The 17,293-nt window shown below is 37.0% G+C and carries 14 protein-coding genes and 1 pseudogene; all 15 read right to left on the bottom strand.

Going from position 1 to position 17,293, the window contains the following annotated elements; translation table 11 throughout:
* Window positions 1-38 precede the first annotated feature (38 nt).
* The 15 genes and pseudogenes from clpX to nagZ all read right to left on the bottom strand — a co-directional run bounded on the left by clpX (window position 39) and on the right by nagZ (window position 17,204).
* On the bottom strand, window positions 39-1,310 hold the full coding sequence (gene clpX / locus D0S48_RS00130; protein ID WP_144535651.1) for an ATP-dependent protease ATP-binding subunit ClpX: 1,272 nt from the start codon (window positions 1,308-1,310) through the stop codon (window positions 39-41).
* A 314-nt stretch (window positions 1,311-1,624) separates the two neighbouring features.
* On the bottom strand, window positions 1,625-2,905 hold the full coding sequence (gene tig, locus D0S48_RS00125; protein ID WP_144535649.1) for a trigger factor: 1,281 nt from the start codon (window positions 2,903-2,905) through the stop codon (window positions 1,625-1,627).
* Between the two features lie 295 nt (window positions 2,906-3,200).
* Window positions 3,201-4,370, bottom strand: a complete 1,170-nt coding sequence (locus D0S48_RS00120; RefSeq protein WP_225215945.1) for an anhydro-N-acetylmuramic acid kinase — start codon at window positions 4,368-4,370, stop codon at window positions 3,201-3,203.
* Window positions 4,371-4,414: 44 nt separating this feature from the next.
* Window positions 4,415-5,362 (bottom strand): GNAT family N-acetyltransferase, encoded by a 948-nt coding sequence (locus D0S48_RS00115; protein ID WP_151109280.1) that lies wholly within the window; start codon window positions 5,360-5,362, stop codon window positions 4,415-4,417.
* A gap of 17 nt (window positions 5,363-5,379) precedes the next feature.
* Window positions 5,380-6,348, bottom strand: a complete 969-nt coding sequence (locus D0S48_RS00110; protein ID WP_151109278.1) for an N-acetylglucosamine kinase — start codon at window positions 6,346-6,348, stop codon at window positions 5,380-5,382.
* A 64-nt stretch (window positions 6,349-6,412) separates the two neighbouring features.
* Entirely contained in the window at window positions 6,413-7,279 is an 867-nt protein-coding gene (locus tag D0S48_RS00105) for a MurR/RpiR family transcriptional regulator (RefSeq protein WP_222123055.1), read from the bottom strand.
* Window positions 7,280-7,356: 77 nt separating this feature from the next.
* Window positions 7,357-9,180 carry a metallophosphoesterase family protein gene (locus D0S48_RS00100; protein ID WP_191963842.1) on the bottom strand — a complete coding sequence of 608 codons (1,824 nt, stop codon included), beginning with the start codon at window positions 9,178-9,180 and terminating at the stop codon, window positions 7,357-7,359.
* A gap of 14 nt (window positions 9,181-9,194) precedes the next feature.
* Window positions 9,195-10,115, bottom strand: coding sequence for an N-acetylmuramic acid 6-phosphate etherase (gene murQ / locus D0S48_RS00095; RefSeq protein ID WP_151113626.1), 921 nt, complete (start codon window positions 10,113-10,115; stop codon window positions 9,195-9,197).
* A 10-nt stretch (window positions 10,116-10,125) separates the two neighbouring features.
* Window positions 10,126-10,605 (bottom strand): DUF1343 domain-containing protein, encoded by a 480-nt coding sequence (locus D0S48_RS21215; protein ID WP_370455765.1) that lies wholly within the window; start codon window positions 10,603-10,605, stop codon window positions 10,126-10,128.
* A gap of 63 nt (window positions 10,606-10,668) precedes the next feature.
* A pseudogene (locus tag D0S48_RS21210) lies at window positions 10,669-11,195 on the bottom strand (exo-beta-N-acetylmuramidase NamZ domain-containing protein); the annotation flags it as partial.
* A 94-nt stretch (window positions 11,196-11,289) separates the two neighbouring features.
* Complete coding sequence (locus D0S48_RS00085; RefSeq protein ID WP_151109274.1) at window positions 11,290-11,907, bottom strand: YesL family protein; 618 nt, start codon at window positions 11,905-11,907, stop codon at window positions 11,290-11,292.
* A gap of 55 nt (window positions 11,908-11,962) precedes the next feature.
* Window positions 11,963-12,853: a carbohydrate ABC transporter permease gene (locus D0S48_RS00080; RefSeq protein ID WP_144535639.1), complete on the bottom strand. Its 891-nt coding sequence runs from the start codon at window positions 12,851-12,853 to the stop codon at window positions 11,963-11,965.
* A 12-nt stretch (window positions 12,854-12,865) separates the two neighbouring features.
* On the bottom strand, window positions 12,866-13,825 hold the full coding sequence (locus D0S48_RS00075; protein WP_186318042.1) for an ABC transporter permease: 960 nt from the start codon (window positions 13,823-13,825) through the stop codon (window positions 12,866-12,868).
* Between the two features lie 85 nt (window positions 13,826-13,910).
* A complete protein-coding gene (locus tag D0S48_RS00070) occupies window positions 13,911-15,512 on the bottom strand; it encodes an extracellular solute-binding protein (protein ID WP_151109272.1) in 1,602 nt (533 codons plus the stop codon).
* A gap of 99 nt (window positions 15,513-15,611) precedes the next feature.
* The gene (gene nagZ / locus D0S48_RS00065) at window positions 15,612-17,204 is read right to left on the bottom strand and encodes a beta-N-acetylhexosaminidase (RefSeq protein WP_151109270.1); all 1,593 of its coding nucleotides are present in this window, start codon (window positions 17,202-17,204) and stop codon (window positions 15,612-15,614) included.
* Window positions 17,205-17,293: the final 89 nt, after the last annotated feature.

Raw genomic sequence — 17,293 nt, 5'->3', positions numbered from 1 at the left:
TATGCACGTAGTTTGGAAGCCAGCTTTTTCAATGGCTATTAAGCCGATGTTTTTTCGTTATCTAAATCTTTTAGTTCAGAACCATCTTCTAATAAAAGTTTAGGACGTGCGTGCTCTGTAATTGTTTCTTTAGTAATCACACATTCTACGATATCTTCTCGTGATGGTAATTCATACATTACATCTAGCATTGTATTTTCAATGATAGAACGTAATCCACGAGCACCAGTTTTACGCTCAATAGCTTCCTTCGCAATTTCCACTAAAGCTTCATCTTCAAATGTTAACTTCACATTATCCAACTCAATCATTTTTTGATATTGCTTAACTAGTGCGTTCTTAGGCTCTGTAAGGATTTGCACTAACGCTTTATCATCCAACTGCTCTAGACTTGCTAATACAGGTAAACGACCGATGAATTCAGGGATTAGACCAAATTTCAATAAGTCCTCTGGAATTAACTGAGATAACACAGATTTTGCATCTTCTTGAACTTTGTTAGGATCTGCACCGAAACCAATTACTTTTTCACCTAAACGGCGTTTAATAATCTGTTCGATTCCATCGAATGCTCCTCCAACGATAAACAAGATGTTCGTTGTATCAATTTGAATAAATTCTTGATGAGGATGCTTACGTCCACCTTGTGGTGGAACACTAGCTACAGTACCCTCAAGTATTTTAAGAAGGGCTTGTTGTACCCCTTCACCTGAAACGTCTCTAGTGATAGAAGGGTTTTCAGATTTACGTGCAACTTTATCTATTTCATCTATATAAATAATGCCTTTTTCTGCTCTTTCAATATCATAGTCTGCTGATTGAATAAGCTTTAAAAGGATATTCTCTACATCTTCCCCTACGTATCCAGCTTCTGTTAAAGAAGTAGCATCTGCAATAGCAAATGGAACGTTGAGAATTCTAGCTAAAGTTTGAGCAAGTAATGTTTTACCGCTACCAGTTGGTCCGATTAAAACTATATTTGATTTAGATAATTCTACTTCATCAATTACGCTATTAGAGTTAATACGTTTGTAATGGTTATAAACAGCTACTGCAAGTGATTTTTTTGCTCGCTCTTGGCCAATTACATATTCATCTAAAATAGCTAAAATTTCTTTTGGTTTTGGAACTTCTTTGAACTCTACTTCTTCCTCTGTGCCAAGTTCTTCTTCTACTATTTCAGAACATAAATCAATACACTCATCACAAATGTAGACACCAGGCCCCGCAACAAGTTTACGAACTTGTTCCTGTGGCTTGCCACAAAAAGAACATTTTAAGTTCCCTTTTTCATCATTGAATTTGAACAAAATATTCACCCCTATTCAAGCCATTATCTTACAAGATTCTTTGTTCGGAATCAAATAATAAGTTTGGTCAAGTTTTTTTTACATCAGACGCTGTTACGTCTTATTGCAACACTTAGGTATATACAAAAGCACCATTACAAAAAGAGCCTCTGAATTTCTTGCAGAACAATATGCAATTTAAACTACTATACCACATAACATTGGGTAACAAACAAACAACGGTAACAGCGCCATACCTTTAAAAATATGTATGTATAAAACAAGGCACAGACAGATGCTGTACCTTGTTATATATTATAACGCGTTATGTGTAATTATGAAATTTTAGCGTTTTCTACTAAGAATTCCACAGTTTTTTGGAAGCGAAGGTCATTTGCAAGAACTTCTGTACCACCAAGTGCACGTTTAATATCGTCAGCTGACATATTGAATTGTGCACTCATTTTTTCTAATTCAGCGTTGATATCTTCTTCAGACGCTTGAAGATTCTCTTTCTCAGCAATTGCTTCAAGAGTTAATGATACTTTCACACGATTTTTAGCATCTTCTGCCATTTGTCCGCGTAAAGCAGCCTCGTCTTGACCAGAGAACTGGAAGTAAAGATCTAAATTCATGCCTTGTTGCTCTAAACGTTGACCAAATTCTTGTAGCATACGATCAGTTTCTGTTTCAATCATTGCTTCTGGGATATCGATAGTAGCGTTTGCTGCAGCAGCTTCTACTAAATCATCACGTAGGTTTTGTGCTGACATTTGTTTTTTCTCTTCAGCAGTAGTTTCTTTAAGTTTAGCACGTAAAGCATCAATGCCTTCTACTTCAGCATCAATTTCTTTAGCTAGGTCGTCATTAAGCTCAGGAAGTTCTTTTCCTTTTACTTCTTTAACTGTAACTTTGAAAGTTGCTGCTTTCCCTGCTAATTCAGCTGCATGGTACTCTTCTGGGAATGTAACTTCTACATCTTTTGAATCGCCAGATTTAACTCCTACAAGTTGACCTTCAAAGCCAGGGATGAAAGAGTTAGAACCGATTTCTAATGGGTAGTCTTGACCAGCTCCACCTTCAAACGCTTCTCCGTCTACAAATCCTTCAAAGTCGATTACAGCAGTATCGCCTTCAACGATTGCATCTTCTTTTACTACTAATTCAGCTAAACGAGCTTGTTGAGCTTTTAATTGCTCTTCAATTTCTTCGTCTGTAACTGTTTCATCTACTTTAGTTACTTCAAGTCCTTTGTATTCACCAAGTGTTACCTCTGGTTTTACTACTACATTAGCAGTGAATACTAAAGGTTGACCTTTTTCCATTGATACGATGTCGATTTCTGGACGATCAACTGGGTCAATACCAGCTTCTTCAACTGCTGAAGCATATGCATGTGGAAGAATGAAATCTAATGCATCTTGGAATAAAGATTCAACTCCGTACATTTTTTCGAAAATTTGACGTGGCATTTTCCCTTTACGGAAACCAGGTGCATTAATTTGCTTTACCACTTTTTTGAAAGCTTGATCTAAACCGTTGTTTACTACATCAGCAGCAACTTCAACTGTTAAAAGACCATTATTTCCTTCTTGTTTTTCCCATTTAACTGACATTTATTCTACCTCCAATAAATAAATTACAATAATTTAGTAGCCTGTATATTAAAAGTTTGAAACTTAACAGGACAGTTTTTCACTAATTATATTGACAACCTGTATATTATAGCATAATTGACTAGACTTTCAACATTATTGATATACAAGTATGTTCGTCCGATTACCTTTCGAAAAAAGAAAGGTTATCTTATTTCCTTCATACTTTATAATCCTTTAAATCGGATAGGTATGTCAACTATAAACAAAGAAAAAATCATTCGCTAATTTCGTGAAAAAAGCTTCTTTTCTTTTTTCACCATGCAATTTTTCCCATCACAACTTCTTTTGAAGCACCAGTTGCAGATGGAAGATTGTTCGTTCTTTTCTTAAAGCATTGGTAACCCAACAGAGCAAAAATGACAGCTTCTTTAGCATCGGCAACCATTCCATACTCTTCAATTCCAACTACAGAGATATCCTTTGGAAGATATTCTTGAATACTATTAAATAGTGTTTGATTATTTCTTCCTCCACCGCTGATTAAAACTTCTTTTACATATGCAGTTTTTCCATGAGTTAAGATTTCTTTAGCTATAGTTTTTGCAGTTAACGCGGTGACAGTAGCTATTCTATCTACTTGATTAATATATAAACTCTCCGCTTCCTGCCAAAGTTTCCTAGCAAAACCCACTCCGAACATCTCTCTACCCGTACTTTTAGGGTAATTCTGTTCGAAATAAGGGTGATCAAGTAGCTTATCTAGCCACCTTTCATCCACCATACCCCTACGTGCAATATCTCCATCTCGGTCAAAGGATTCCCTACCTGCAGTTGCCCATGACACGAAAGCATCAATAATCATATTTCCAGGACCAGTATCATACGCGATAACATTTGCTGCTATAGCACCCTTAGATAAGACGGTTATATTAGATATGCCTCCAATATTAACGAGGACTCTTCCATAATTTTCTTTTGCATAAAGCATGTGGTCTGCGTATGGTACCAATGGAGCACCACTTCCTCCTACAGCCATATCACGTGTTCTAAAATCCCCAACTGCAGTTATTCCCGTACGCTCGGCCAAGACTGCTATATCACCTATTTGTAAGGTAGATATTATATCCGTTCCTTCAATTTTAATAGGATCAGGTTGATGGAAGATCGTTTGGCCATGTGAACTTACAAGTAATATATCACTGGGCGTTAATCCTGCCTGTTGAATAACAGTTAAGGTAACTTCAGAAAAAACTTCTGCTAAATACATATTCATTGCACTAATGTTCTCTATCCTAGCCAGTTCAGGTATACAAAGCTCTCCAAGCTGTTCTTTTAGCTCTCTAGAGTATGGGACAGACAAATAATTCACTAGATCTATTTGTAAATAGTCCTGAGCATCCGATATTTTAACGAGTGCTGCATCTACTCCATCCAAGGATGTTCCCGACATAAGACCTACTACATAGCTTGTTTGTCCTTCCAATTGCCTCTCTCCCCATATGAGATTTATGTGCCCATCAAAACATATTAAAGCAGCTTTCGATATGAGGTATATCCTTTCCATACCTCATAATCTAATTTACGATAAAAATCGACAAGCCCAGTCCAATCTATGACAATATTTTTAATATTTCTGCTTCGTAGAAAAGCTATAGCAGCCTCAACAATCGCAATGCCATATCCACTGCCTCGTTCCCTAGAATCAACTCCTAATGGACCGATTCCTCCTAATTCTCGGTTAAATAGAGGAGCCCAATAAACGTTTTGTGCAATCATAGGTGAAGAAGCATCATTTATTCTTGAAAAACCAATAATTTTGTTTTCTTTTTTGAGAACGATAAACTCTCGACCAGTACCTCCTCTTTGGAAATAATGAAGAGCCTCGTACTCCCATCTACCTGGGAAACAACGATGAAGAAATGCAAGGAAATGCTCTCTATCCTCAAGATTTAATAGAGAGAATTCTACGTTGTCGAAGGAAGGCAATACTTTTGTGTCCTCATCCTCATACCTACAAAGCATGTCGTACTCCTTTCCGAATGCTTGATATCCCCTCTTTTCAAACCAAGTCTCCTTACTTTGAGAAGGTACACCAGGGAAATAATGCCACGGATCTTTACCTAACAATATCTCATGCATACCAGCTGTGTGTAGAGCTTCCTCTGCATGTCTCAATAGAGCAGATCCGCCCCCCTGGTTACGGTATTCATGATGAACAAGAATTACTTGTATCCATCCCGTTTTGTCTTTCATCGGGACTGACAATTCTTCCTGCCACCTTTTGCCTACAATAAATCCGATTACTCTATCCTGCTCATCGACAGCAATTCGCGAAGCCTCATGACAGACATTTTCATCATGAAAACTATTTTGTTCAAATAGCTCCTTACGCATAGGAAACTCACTACCTAGCTCTATATTCCATAAATTCACCAGTTCATCTAGCCTTTCCACATGCCACGCTATAAGTTTCATTATTTCACCTCTTCTACTTAGTTTGTTCTATTAAATGTTTCTAAAAAAAACTCATCGATGTCCACTTTTTCTTCTAAGAGAGCAGCGACCACAGCTCCACCAGCCGGCAATATTTTAGGGAAAATCATTTCCACCCTGACACCTTTTTCTTTAATGGTTTGCCCAATGGATTCCTTCAAAATGTCATATCTACTAAACAAGCCTCCTACTAAAACAACTGAAATGGCCTTGTCTCCTTGAGTGAATAATTGACTTACAACTGTAGAAATTGCTATACCAAGCTCTGCTCCATTTTTTTGTATAATCTTTTTGGCTGTTATGTCATCTTGCTGTACTGCCTCCATAACTAACATGGTTAACGAAGATATTAGCTTTTTAGGGTTTTCAGACTGATAAATATTTGGAATAATATCTGGTAATTCATCTTTGCCAAAATGCTTCGTAAGGAGTTCGCACAAGAGCGTTGGTTTAGTAATACCATCTCTTGCTTTAAATGCTTCCTCTAAAGCATCTCTACCAATTGCATAGCCGCTTCCCTGATCCCCAAATAGGTGGCCCCAGCCTCCTACACGCGCTCTTTCGAATATTTGGTTAACACCATATGTAATTGCTCCTGTCCCTGCAATTTGTACTATTCCAGGTCTACCTATAGTTCCGGAGTACAGTGCTGTAATAGCATCATGATCTATAGTAATATTTACTCCTGATGGAAAGAGGGAAAGGAGCATTATTTTCAAGGCTTCTTGATTGGAGGTATTGCCTGCTCCTGCCATGCCAGCAAATACTCGTTTTACCTGTTTGAAATCATCTGGTGCAGATTCTTTTAAATTAGTTACAAGCTTTACTAATTCTGCTTGGACAGCTTTCTTTCCTGTGCTATTTATATTGGTTCCACCAACTGTTGCTTTTGCTACTACTTCCCCCTTATATGTAGCAATAATTCCGGTTGTTTTCGTTCCTCCACCATCAATTCCTATTACATACATTTTGTCTCCACCCCTTTTTGACAATAAACAAGCCAACTCCTAGGAGAGTTAGCTATGTAATAAATTATTTTTTGGAATCCTTCGACAGAAAATTGACCGCATCTCGTGTGGCATCAAGATACTTAACAGTTTCCTCGTATTGTAGAGATGCAACTCCCATAAATAGAATATCCACCACCTGAAGCTGTCCAATTCGAGAGGAAGTAGCGCCACTACGAAATGTTGACTCTCTTGTTGCTGACGTATAAAGCTTTATATCCGCTATCTTAGAAATAACTGAGTTTCCATATTTGGTTATACTAATAATAGAAATGCCTTTTTGTTTAGCTAGCTCCAATACTTTAGCTACTTCTGCTGTTTCTCCAGAAAATGAAACAGCTACTACAACGTCTCCTTCCTCCGCTGTTGCTACTAAGGTCATCGCCAAATGAATATCTGGAAAGGCATAAGCATTCTTGTTAATCCGCAAAAACTTTTGTTGGGCATCTTGCGCAATTATATTAGAGGCTCCTACTCCAACAAAATGCACTGTATTTGCAACTTTAAGAAGTTGAATAGCCTTTTCTAGTTCTTCTGTATTTAACATTTCTGCAGTTTCACGTATCGTTTTGATACTATTATTTGTCATCTTGTCAATAATGGATAAAATAGGTTCATTGGGCTCAATATCTCTAAACCCGTGCTCTGTCGTCTTTTGCAAATCTCCTGCAATACGTAGCTTTAGGTCTTGTAAACCTTTTAAGTCTAATGATTTACATAGCCTAATGACTGCGGCTCCACTTGTAGAGCTTCTTTTACCTAATTCGATTGCCGTTAAAGAAATTGCCTCTTGAGGATGATTTAATATGTACTTTGCAATTTTTCTTTCAGAGGGCGGCAATGTGTTCACCATTTCGTTTAGCATAACTAGTCCACCGTTGGCAGATGACATAATAATCAACTCATTTCTTTATAAAATATGGCTTTTTAGCTAAGGCACTACAGCATCTTTCTTACTGATGAAGGACTTCAAGAATATGGTTTGTATTCATAACATAAACCTTCCGCTCTAATATGAAGCAACCCATAACCGATTGTATTTCCTTGGTTTTTACTTACATATCCTTTTGGCGCAGAATTACCTGTAATAATAAAACGAACTCCTCCATACTCCCACTGATCAAGCGTATGTAAATGTCCAAACAAAACTACAATGTCACTTGAGGGCACTTGTCTCTTATATTCAATTAGAATTTCTTCTAATTTCTTTGTATCTTTCCTATCCATTTCATGGGCAGTTCCAAATCGATCCTTAGTTGGAACATGTGTAAGAATGACAATTCGCTTTTCATTGTTAGATGCTAAAACTTCCTTTAAATAAGTAAACTGGGACGAATCAGATTGTGTAATACTTTGCTCTATCGCACTGTTTAATATAATAAATAGTACATTCCCATAATTGAAATGATAGGCTGGGGAACCCATGAAGTTCCGATATAGTTTTAAATTGCCTTGAAACGCCTCATGATTGCCTGCTAGAGTCAATATCGGCTTCTTTGCGTTAGCCAGCAGAAACTCTTTAAAAAGTATGTATTCCTCTTCTGTTCCTTGATCTACAAAGTCACCCATATGTATCACAAAGTCCGAGGAGGCTTCCATAGAATGTCCTAGCGCAGCCTTCCCGTATTCAAGTGAATGTGTATCGGGAATAATTGCTATTGAATAGCAGTCTTCAACCTTTGGTGAATTGAGAGTTTGGATAAAAAACTCTTGCTGAAAGAGGTCCATTTCATTCCCAGCTCGATCCCTTGCATAAATTGAGAAATGATGGTTCCCATCTTCTAATCTAACGTTAGCAATTGCGTAACCCCAGCCAGTTTCTTCATCATATATAACTTGTTGCTGTCTATTGTTAATAGTGATGATAATTTCTTTTCCTTCAATCCCACTTTGATCATCTAACAGTCGAAAATTTATCCGGGGTGTGGCTGTGTACACCACGGCTGAATTGGTTGGCGTTACATTTGATAATATAGGTTTTTCAAGATCTTGACTTAAATCTACTCTATAAGTTTTCTCTAGATGTGGTACTGACCAATTACCTGCCAGATCCTTTGCATGAACACTTATAGTATAGTTCCCTTCAGGAAGATCTTGTAAAAGATAAGAAATCTTGTTCTTTTGAATGGAATGAATAACTAATTCATTGTTTACCTTCATTATAATAGAATTCAGGTCTACTCCTGACATAAAATCACTCACTACGGCAGAAAAAACAAACGAATTTGAATAGACCTTTTCTTTTTCAGGTAATATGTCACTAAATACGGGTCCAGAAAGATCCTGATCATCCACATACACAAAAAGAATTTGATCTAAATAGAACTTTCCATTAATACTGGAGTCTTTTTGGTAAATCATATTTGTTTCTACCGCATATATTTGCTCCAACCTTAATGGAAGCTTCCAGTTTTGCTCTATCTCTGCGTCTAAGTACTTCCAACCTCTCCAGCTAATGTTACCGTCTGTTAGGTTTACTACTTTTCGCTCATTGTCCCCATCTATAATAGTTGCTCGGAGCCATGGTGTTTTCCCATCACTATGTACCCACATAGCTATCTTTTTAGGTCTCTGCTCTGTCAGTAATTCCTTCTTAAACTTAATATACATGGCTCCATTCCCTGTAACCCAGCCTCCGAAGTTAAAGTTAATTTGCAAACTATGATTACCATGTTTTACGTAATCCTTACTTAGAGATAAATCATAGGAGGAGACAAAAGAACGGTTAGTGTCATAGTCACTAAGTTTGGCACAGTCAAAATCATCCAAGATTAGCTTCTTTAGTTCCTTCATCATGCTCCCTCCTCTTATGATTTCGTTCCGGCCAATTCAATTGCCTTTCGAACAAATCCATTTGCTTGTTCAATATAATCCTTAGCCGCTTTATAATCTACATTCGCTTTCATCATTACTATCGCAGGTTTTACTTCCTTATTTGTTAGTCCTAAATATTTCTCTGTCTCTTCATAAGACTGTTGAGTAATAGTTTGGATGATTCCCTTCGCTCGCTCTTCTAGCTTTTCATTACTAACTGAAACGTCCACCATTAAATTTTCATAAACCTTTCCTAGCTTGATCATTACGGTAGAGGAGATCATATTTAGGATTAACTTATGAGCAGTTGCTGCCTTCATTCTAGTAGAGCCAGTAATTACCTCTGGTCCTGTTTCTACTTCAATTTTTATAGCTGCATATTCACTTATAATGGAATTTTTGTTTGCAGTTAGACTGATGGTTTGTGCTCCAATCTGACTAGCATACTCTAATGCTCCTATCACATATGGTGTTCTGCCACTCGCTGCTATTCCCACTACTACATCACAACTAGCTAAGTTTCTTTCTATTAAATCTTCTTTACCCATTACCGGGCTATCCTCAGCGCCCTCTACAGCTTTTTCAAAAGCGTTCAATCCGCCAGCCATAATAGCTTGTACTAAATTTGGTGATGTTCCAAAGGTAGGAGGACATTCCACAGCATCTAATATTCCTAGCCTTCCACTGGTTCCTGCACCAACATAAAATAATCTTCCACCAGACTTCATGGATTCATATACAACATCTACTGCCTTTTCAATTTCCTCCAAGACTTCCTGAACACATTTAGCGACATTTAAATCCTCATCATTAATCAAGGTTAAAATGCCTTTGGTAGACATATTATCAATATTAGTCGACCTATCATTTCTCTGTTCTGTTGACAGCTTAGTTAAATTAGCCAAATCCTTCATTTTAATCATCCTAGTTATATAAGTCGTATATTTTCTTTTCCTTCTGAAATCCTTCGATAAGAGCTAGACAGTTCTCTATATATACCTCGGTGGTTCCTCCCCACACTCTGTCCCTCAGACCTTTAGTTCCAGCCAATAAATCGAAAAAGTACTTCTTTTGCTCATTTTTTATGAATGAGAAGTCAGTTGGGTACATTTCCGCTATTGTTTCTAAAAGCAATAGCCCAGTTTTCCAGGAATTCAATGTATTACGATTTACTACATGTAACTGTATGCCACTACAGATTACATCCTTATACTTTTGATACGTCGGCTTAAAAGAAACTGGCCTTGCTATAACTCCTTCTACCCCTCTATCATTAAAAGCTTTTGAAAGACTATTACCGTCAACATAAGGAGCGCCAATCCATTCAAATGGTCTCGTAGTTCCACGGCCTTCAGATAAATTGGTACCTTCTATTAAACAAGTTCCAGCGTATAAAATATTCATATCAATGTTAGTTGTATTTGGAGATGGAGGGACCCAGAACAAAGGTGTATCATCGAAGTACATCGATCTCTTCCAGCCCTCCATTGGTACAACAGTTAATTCACAATCATAGCCAAATTTGTATTTAAACAGCTGTGCAAGTTCTCCAACTGTCATGCCATGTCTGTTCGGAATCGGTAATAGTCCAACAAAGGAACGGACATCTTCTTCTACTAAATTTCCTTCCAAACGCTCCCCAGAAATAGGATTTGGTCGATCCAAAACGACAAATTGTTTTCCTTGCTCTGCACAGGCTTCCATCACATAGGCCATTGTATAAATGTATGTATAGTACCTCGAACCAATATCCTGCAAGTCAAAAACTATTACATCGATAGATTCCAGCATTTCCTTCGTCGGCTTTCTGGTTTTACCGTACAGACTGTATACAGGAAGATTAGTATATGGATCGAACGAAGACTGTACCTCTTCCCCTCCTTGGCATCCCCACGTATACCGTGCTCTGGACCATATAAGGCTTTGAGAGAAATGCCCGGATGTTCATAAAACAAATCAATCGTAGGAGTAAGCTTTTGATTCACTCCCGTCATATTCGTAACAAGACCAATACTTTTTCCAGTAAAGCGTTTATATTCTCTGTCTAAAAAGACTTCTAATCCTAGCTTCATTTGTTTCCTCCACTATTTAGACATTTGAGGGCTCATATTTTGTAAAGGTTTTAGATGCACCCCACGTGAGGATATAGGCAGTAACACTTCCTCCAAAGAAAAAAAGTAGTGCAGGGATGGTCATGAAAGCTACATAGTGAACAAAGCCCAATATAGCAATCATTGCAATTGTAAGTACTGGATGAATAACGCCTATTACGAATGCCCATTTAATATTTTGTAAAGCATTAACATTAAAATGAACAAAAATTGGAAAAGAATATAACAACACTATCAACAACACTATATAGAGCGCAATAACCCCATAGCTTGCAACAAAATAAACCATATTTTCCTGTGCTCTTAATATTTGGAGCTCAATATATAAGAGATAGCCTACTCCAGCAAGGAGGTAGCCAAGCAAATTTGCTTTAAAAAATTCCTTGCTATACGATTTCCAGAAGGTTTGAAATATTTTAATATCTGTATCTCCCGAAACCCATTTTCTCACAACTGCAAACATGCCAGCTGTAGCAGGCATCAGCCCAAAAAAGAACAAACCTACTAATGTGAAGACAAACCATAATATGTTAACGTAAGCTAATCTCATCGCCCACAAGGAAAACTGATAGTATCCATTTACAAAACCATTCATAGTAGTCTCTCTCCCTTCATGGATGGTTTGAAGTTACTTAAGTTAAGACAATCTATTATTCTTTAATAGAACCGATTAATACACCTTGAACAAAGAATCTTTGTAAAAACGGATACACGATTAAAAGTGGTAACGAGGAAATAATAATAACGGCGTATTTTATTAATCCGCCTGTTCTCACTTGCTGGATGAGAGACTCAGTTTGCTCTCCTGAACCTTCCCCTAATTGGGCCTGATTCACTACTAAAATTTCCCGCAGTATGAGCTGAAGTGGGTATTTGTCACGGTCTGACAAGTATATTAATGCATTAAAATATTGGTTCCATAAACCAACTGCATGGAATAATGCCATAACCGCAATAATCGGCATAGAAAGTGGTAATACTATCTTGATAAACATATAAAAATCTGAGGCACCGTCTATTTTTGCAGCCTCTACTAATTGGTCAGGTATACTGCTCTGAAAGAATGTTCTAGCAACTAGAATAGACCAAGCACCAACTACTCCCGGGATTACTAATGCCCACATTGTGTCTAGCATTCCTAATGTTTTAATCACTAAATAGGTCGGGATTAAGCCACCGCTGAACATCATAGTGAATAGCACTAACCATAAAATATATTTGCTTCCCATTAATTCTTTTCGAGAAAGCGCGTATGCACATGGTAATAGTACAAACAAATGTAGGAGAGTCCCTACTGCTGTGTATAAAATTGTATTTCTATATCCTAGCCAAATAGAATCATTTTGTAATATTTTCCGATATCCTTCGAACGTGATATCTACCGGCCATAGCCACATTTTCCCTGAGCTAACCGCTAAGGGGTCGCTTATAGAAGCACTAATTACAAAAACAAGTGGATACACAATTAGGATTACAATAACTGCTAAGAAAATTTTGTTTAGCACATCAAAACCCTTGTCTGACAAACTAAATTTATTCATAGGAACCCCTCCTTACCATAAGCTATTATTACTAGTTTTTCTTGCAACATAATTGAAGGTAATTAGTAAAGCGATATTGATTAAGGAGTCAAATAAACCAATAGCTGCAGCAAAGCTATATTGACCTTCTAATAACCCTGCTTGATATACATAGGTCTGTATGACATCTGATGTTGCAGAGTTTAAGCTATTCTGCAATAGTAAGACTTTTTCAAATCCTACTGACATAAAGCTACCAATATTTAAAATAAGCAATACAATGATTGTTGGGAAAATGCCTGGTAAGTTGATATGTAATATGCGTTGAAATTTAGATGCTCCGTCGACTTCCGCTGCCTCATGTAGCTCAGGGTTAATCCCCGCCAAGGCTGCTAAATAGATTATCGAGCTCCAACCTAAAGTTTGCCATACTCCTGACCAAACAAATATATGTCGAAACCAACCTGCATCATCTAAAAAACGAATTTGGTCTCCACCAAATAGTGTTATTATTTGATTCACTAAACCATTTACTGGGTCTAAGAATATAACGATCATTCCTACTACTACCACTACAGATATAAAGTGAGGAGCATATGTAAGTGTTTGAGCCCATTTTTTAAACGCTCCATTTTTTAGTTCATTTAACGAAAGAGCTAAAATAATTGGCAAAGGAAAAAGTAGCAATTGATATAAGCTAAGTAATATAGTATTTTTGATTAATCTCCAAAAATAGTACGAATTAAAGAATCTTGTAAAGTGATCAAATCCAACCCATGGACTTCCCCAAATCCCTTGATTGGCCATAAAATTTTTAAAGGCTATTTGCAATCCATACATCGGAACATAATGAAAGATTAAAAAATATAAAAGGGCAGGAAGTAAGAAAACATAGAGTTGCCAGCTTTTCATAAAATTTCTTTTGAATTTAGCAAAACGGCTAACTTTTGGAATCACCACATGCTCCTGTAATTTTGTTTCATTTAATTGCATTTATTTACCCCCTTCTCCACTCCGTTGTTCTAGAATTGCCGAGGAAAAACATTCCTCGACAACTTTAGAAGGCTGCATATTCTTATTACTTTTTGTATCTTTCATATGCTTTTTGTTGAATCTCCATGAATTCCTTTAGTCCCATTTTTTCAATAGTTTTCACATAAGAATCCCACTCATCTAGAGAAGTTTCACCAGTAATGAATTTTGCCTGCATTTCCTGTACATATTTATTGATATCAGCTTTCAGGACATTTACTTGATCGTTTTCTTCAGCTGTGTAAGTAAAATTAGGCCAAACTTCATCAATTAGATATGGCTCAAGCTCTTTAGTAGCCTCGATATCTCCTGGTGCATTTTCAGAACCAGTGAAATAGTCATCTGTAATCATTACAGGGTGATTTCCACCTGGATTGATTAAATATTTTGCAAGCTCCTGTGTCATCGTTAAGCCATCTTTACTGTTTGTAATTTTTTCTAATAGCTTCGGTCCATCTGCAGTCTCTTCATAGGTCTCTCCTTCGATACCCATAAAGAACATCAATGCTCCTTCATCGCTATAGAAATGATCTAACCATCTAACCGTTTCAGCAGGATACTTGTTCTCACTCGTAATAGCAAAGTTCCCTAAGTCTCTTAGTGGCGACGTAACTCCTGTATATAGCTTTTCTCCATCTGGTCCAACCAATGCGTTACCTACCACGTAGTCCTTACCAATTTCCTCACCAAACAATTCTACAGGATTATAGAATTGAGTAGCTCCGTATAATTCCTCTGCTGCACCAGCCAAATATTTAGGTACGTCAATGGAATAGATGCCTTGATCAATCAAACCTTCTGAGTACAATTTATGCATATACTCTAACATTTCTTTATATTCTGGAGCAGTAGAGAAGAAACGTAGTTCACCAGCTGAGTCTGTATCTACCAATGTATGAAGTTGTCCTTTGTTTTGTATTCCGAACGCCCCTGAAATCCAATGTAGGATACGGGTCATAGAGACACTACTTAAAGGAATCTCATCGTTTTTACCATTTCCATTTAAATCTGTTTCTTTTACAGCTTTCAAATAAGCATATAGTTCATCTGTCGTTTCAGGATTTTTCATCCCTAATTGATCAAGCCAATCTTTTTTTATCCATGGTTTAGCTCCTATTAATAGAGATGTAAACTCAGGAGAATAAATAGTAGGGAAGGAATAGATTTTACCGTCTGGGAAAGTAAGTCCTTTTTTAATTTCAGGATTGGCTTCCAATACCTTGTTTAGGTTTGGTGCATACTCCTCGATTAAATCATTTAATGGGATAAACGTTCCTTGCTGACCGTATTTTTGTAAATCCCCTACGGGTATCGTCGCTGCATAAAAAACATCTGGCAATGTTCCACTTGCTAAGGCGAGATTACGCTTTTCTTCTAACCCATCAGCAGGGACTTGTTGCCATGTTATGTCCATATTTGTCATTTTTTCATATTCATTCAATATTAAAACGTCATTCCAATCATCAGCTGTAGTCGCTGACTTACCAGCAAAAATATCCAGTTTAATAGTTTCGTTGACTATTGGCATTCCTGTTTTGTTAAAGTTTTTACTGTCTGGTTCAACTTTACCTTTCGCTTCATCATCCGAACAAGCTGCTAAGGCTAAAGCTGCGATTAGAGCTAACGATACTATTTTCTTACCTCTCATTTGTGATACCCCCTAGTTTTTTTGAAATAGTTTTGTTACTACATGACCAACTATTTTGTAAACACTCTTCCCTCCTTACACTATGTATCCCTCACCCCCTTAAAGAGTCCCATTTACCGTTAAGGTAACTGGAAGGTCTCCACTAACCAAGGATTTTCCAAATATTGCTTTAGCAGCGGTTCTCAAAGCGAGATAAGTAAATTCATAGGTTGCTAAGTATGCTGCTACTTTTGGAAAGTACCTAAGATCATAAGGATTTCTCATTGCTACCCCTACCACTGGTATGCCTAATTTTAAAAGCTTTTCATATAAATCTATTTCGTAACTCTTAGATGAAACTGATAATGTGCCAATAACTATCACTTCAAATTTCTTTGCCCTTTCAATGAGCAATTTCATTTCTGTTATATTAAATGTCTCAGAAATATCATAACCCTCTACATGATCACTAATTTCCTTCATCGCATCACTAAGTGTTGCTTTTATTTCTTTCGTATCCTCTACCCCGTATATATAATGATTTACAGGATTAATAACTAATATCTTTTGATTCGTTTTCAAAGGTAATAAGCTTTCATTTTTTACAATCGTAACGCTCTCTTGAAATACTTTCTCGGCTAGCTGTCTATGTTTTTCGCTCCCTAAAGTCGCAAATGTAGCATGGAAGGGAGTAGTTTCCCATGACAAATACTTTTCCTTAAGCTTATTGAGTCGGTCAAGGGAAGCTTTAATAGTTTCTTCTTTCAACACACCTTCAGCTAACGCTCTTTTTATTTCTTTTATCGTACTTATCTGGACATCAAGTGTATGAGAGACCATTACCAAGTCTACACCTGCGTTAAGAGCCTCCACGGCACCTTTTTCAGTCCCGATAGTTTCTGAAATAGCCTTCATTTCCATACAATCTGTTGTTACCACCCCATCAAATCCTAGTTCCTCTCTCAGCAAACCATTAATAACTTTTTTGGATAAGGTAGCAGGAACATTCTCTCTATCTTCTATTGCCGGAAAATAGACATGGGCAGACATAATAGTATCTGCTCCTTCGTTAATACATTCTATAAATGGTACTAGTTCTACTTCATTTAACCTTTTTCTGTTATGACTGATAACAGGTAGCGCTAGATGAGAATCAACATTCGAATCTCCATGTCCAGGGAAATGCTTAAGAGTCGTTATTATTCCCGCTCTTTGCAATCCTTTCATCGATTTTTTCCCAAATTCAGCAACTAAGCGAGGATCCTCACCAAAAGAGCGAACTCCAATAACAGGATTATCTGGATTATTATTAACGTCTAATACAGGCGCTAAATTCCAATTTACCCCTAATTCCTTCAGTTCTTGTCCTGTTGCAAAGCTAACGTTGAAAGCGTTTTCAATATTTCTTGTAGCCCCAATAGCCATGGCCCCCGGAAATGCTGTAGTACCATTTCCCAACCGACGAACTACCCCATTCTCTTGATCCAAGCATATAAGAAGAGGATATAGGTATCCTGCTTTTTTTGCCTCTAGTTGAAGAGTAGAGGTTAAATCTAAAAGTTCATTAGGTGAACCAATATTGTGACTAAACAATATAATTCCACCAATACGATTCTCATGTATAAGTTGAATAATACTTTCTGGTACTGTCTTACCTTTAAATCCGACGATCATTAATTGCCCGACCTGAGTAGATATATCACTTTTCCCCAAATAAACACCTTCTTTTTCATAATAAAGAAATTTAATTGTTCATAATCTAATGAAATATCATTTTATCGATAAAATCTGAATATTTAATA

The sequence above is a fragment of the Psychrobacillus sp. AK 1817 genome, from assembly GCF_008807035.1.
Classification (GTDB): Bacteria; Bacillota; Bacilli; order Bacillales_A; family Planococcaceae; genus Psychrobacillus; species Psychrobacillus faecigallinarum.
Note: the sequence above shows the minus strand (reverse complement) of the source record. Positions and strands in the feature narration are given on the sequence as shown.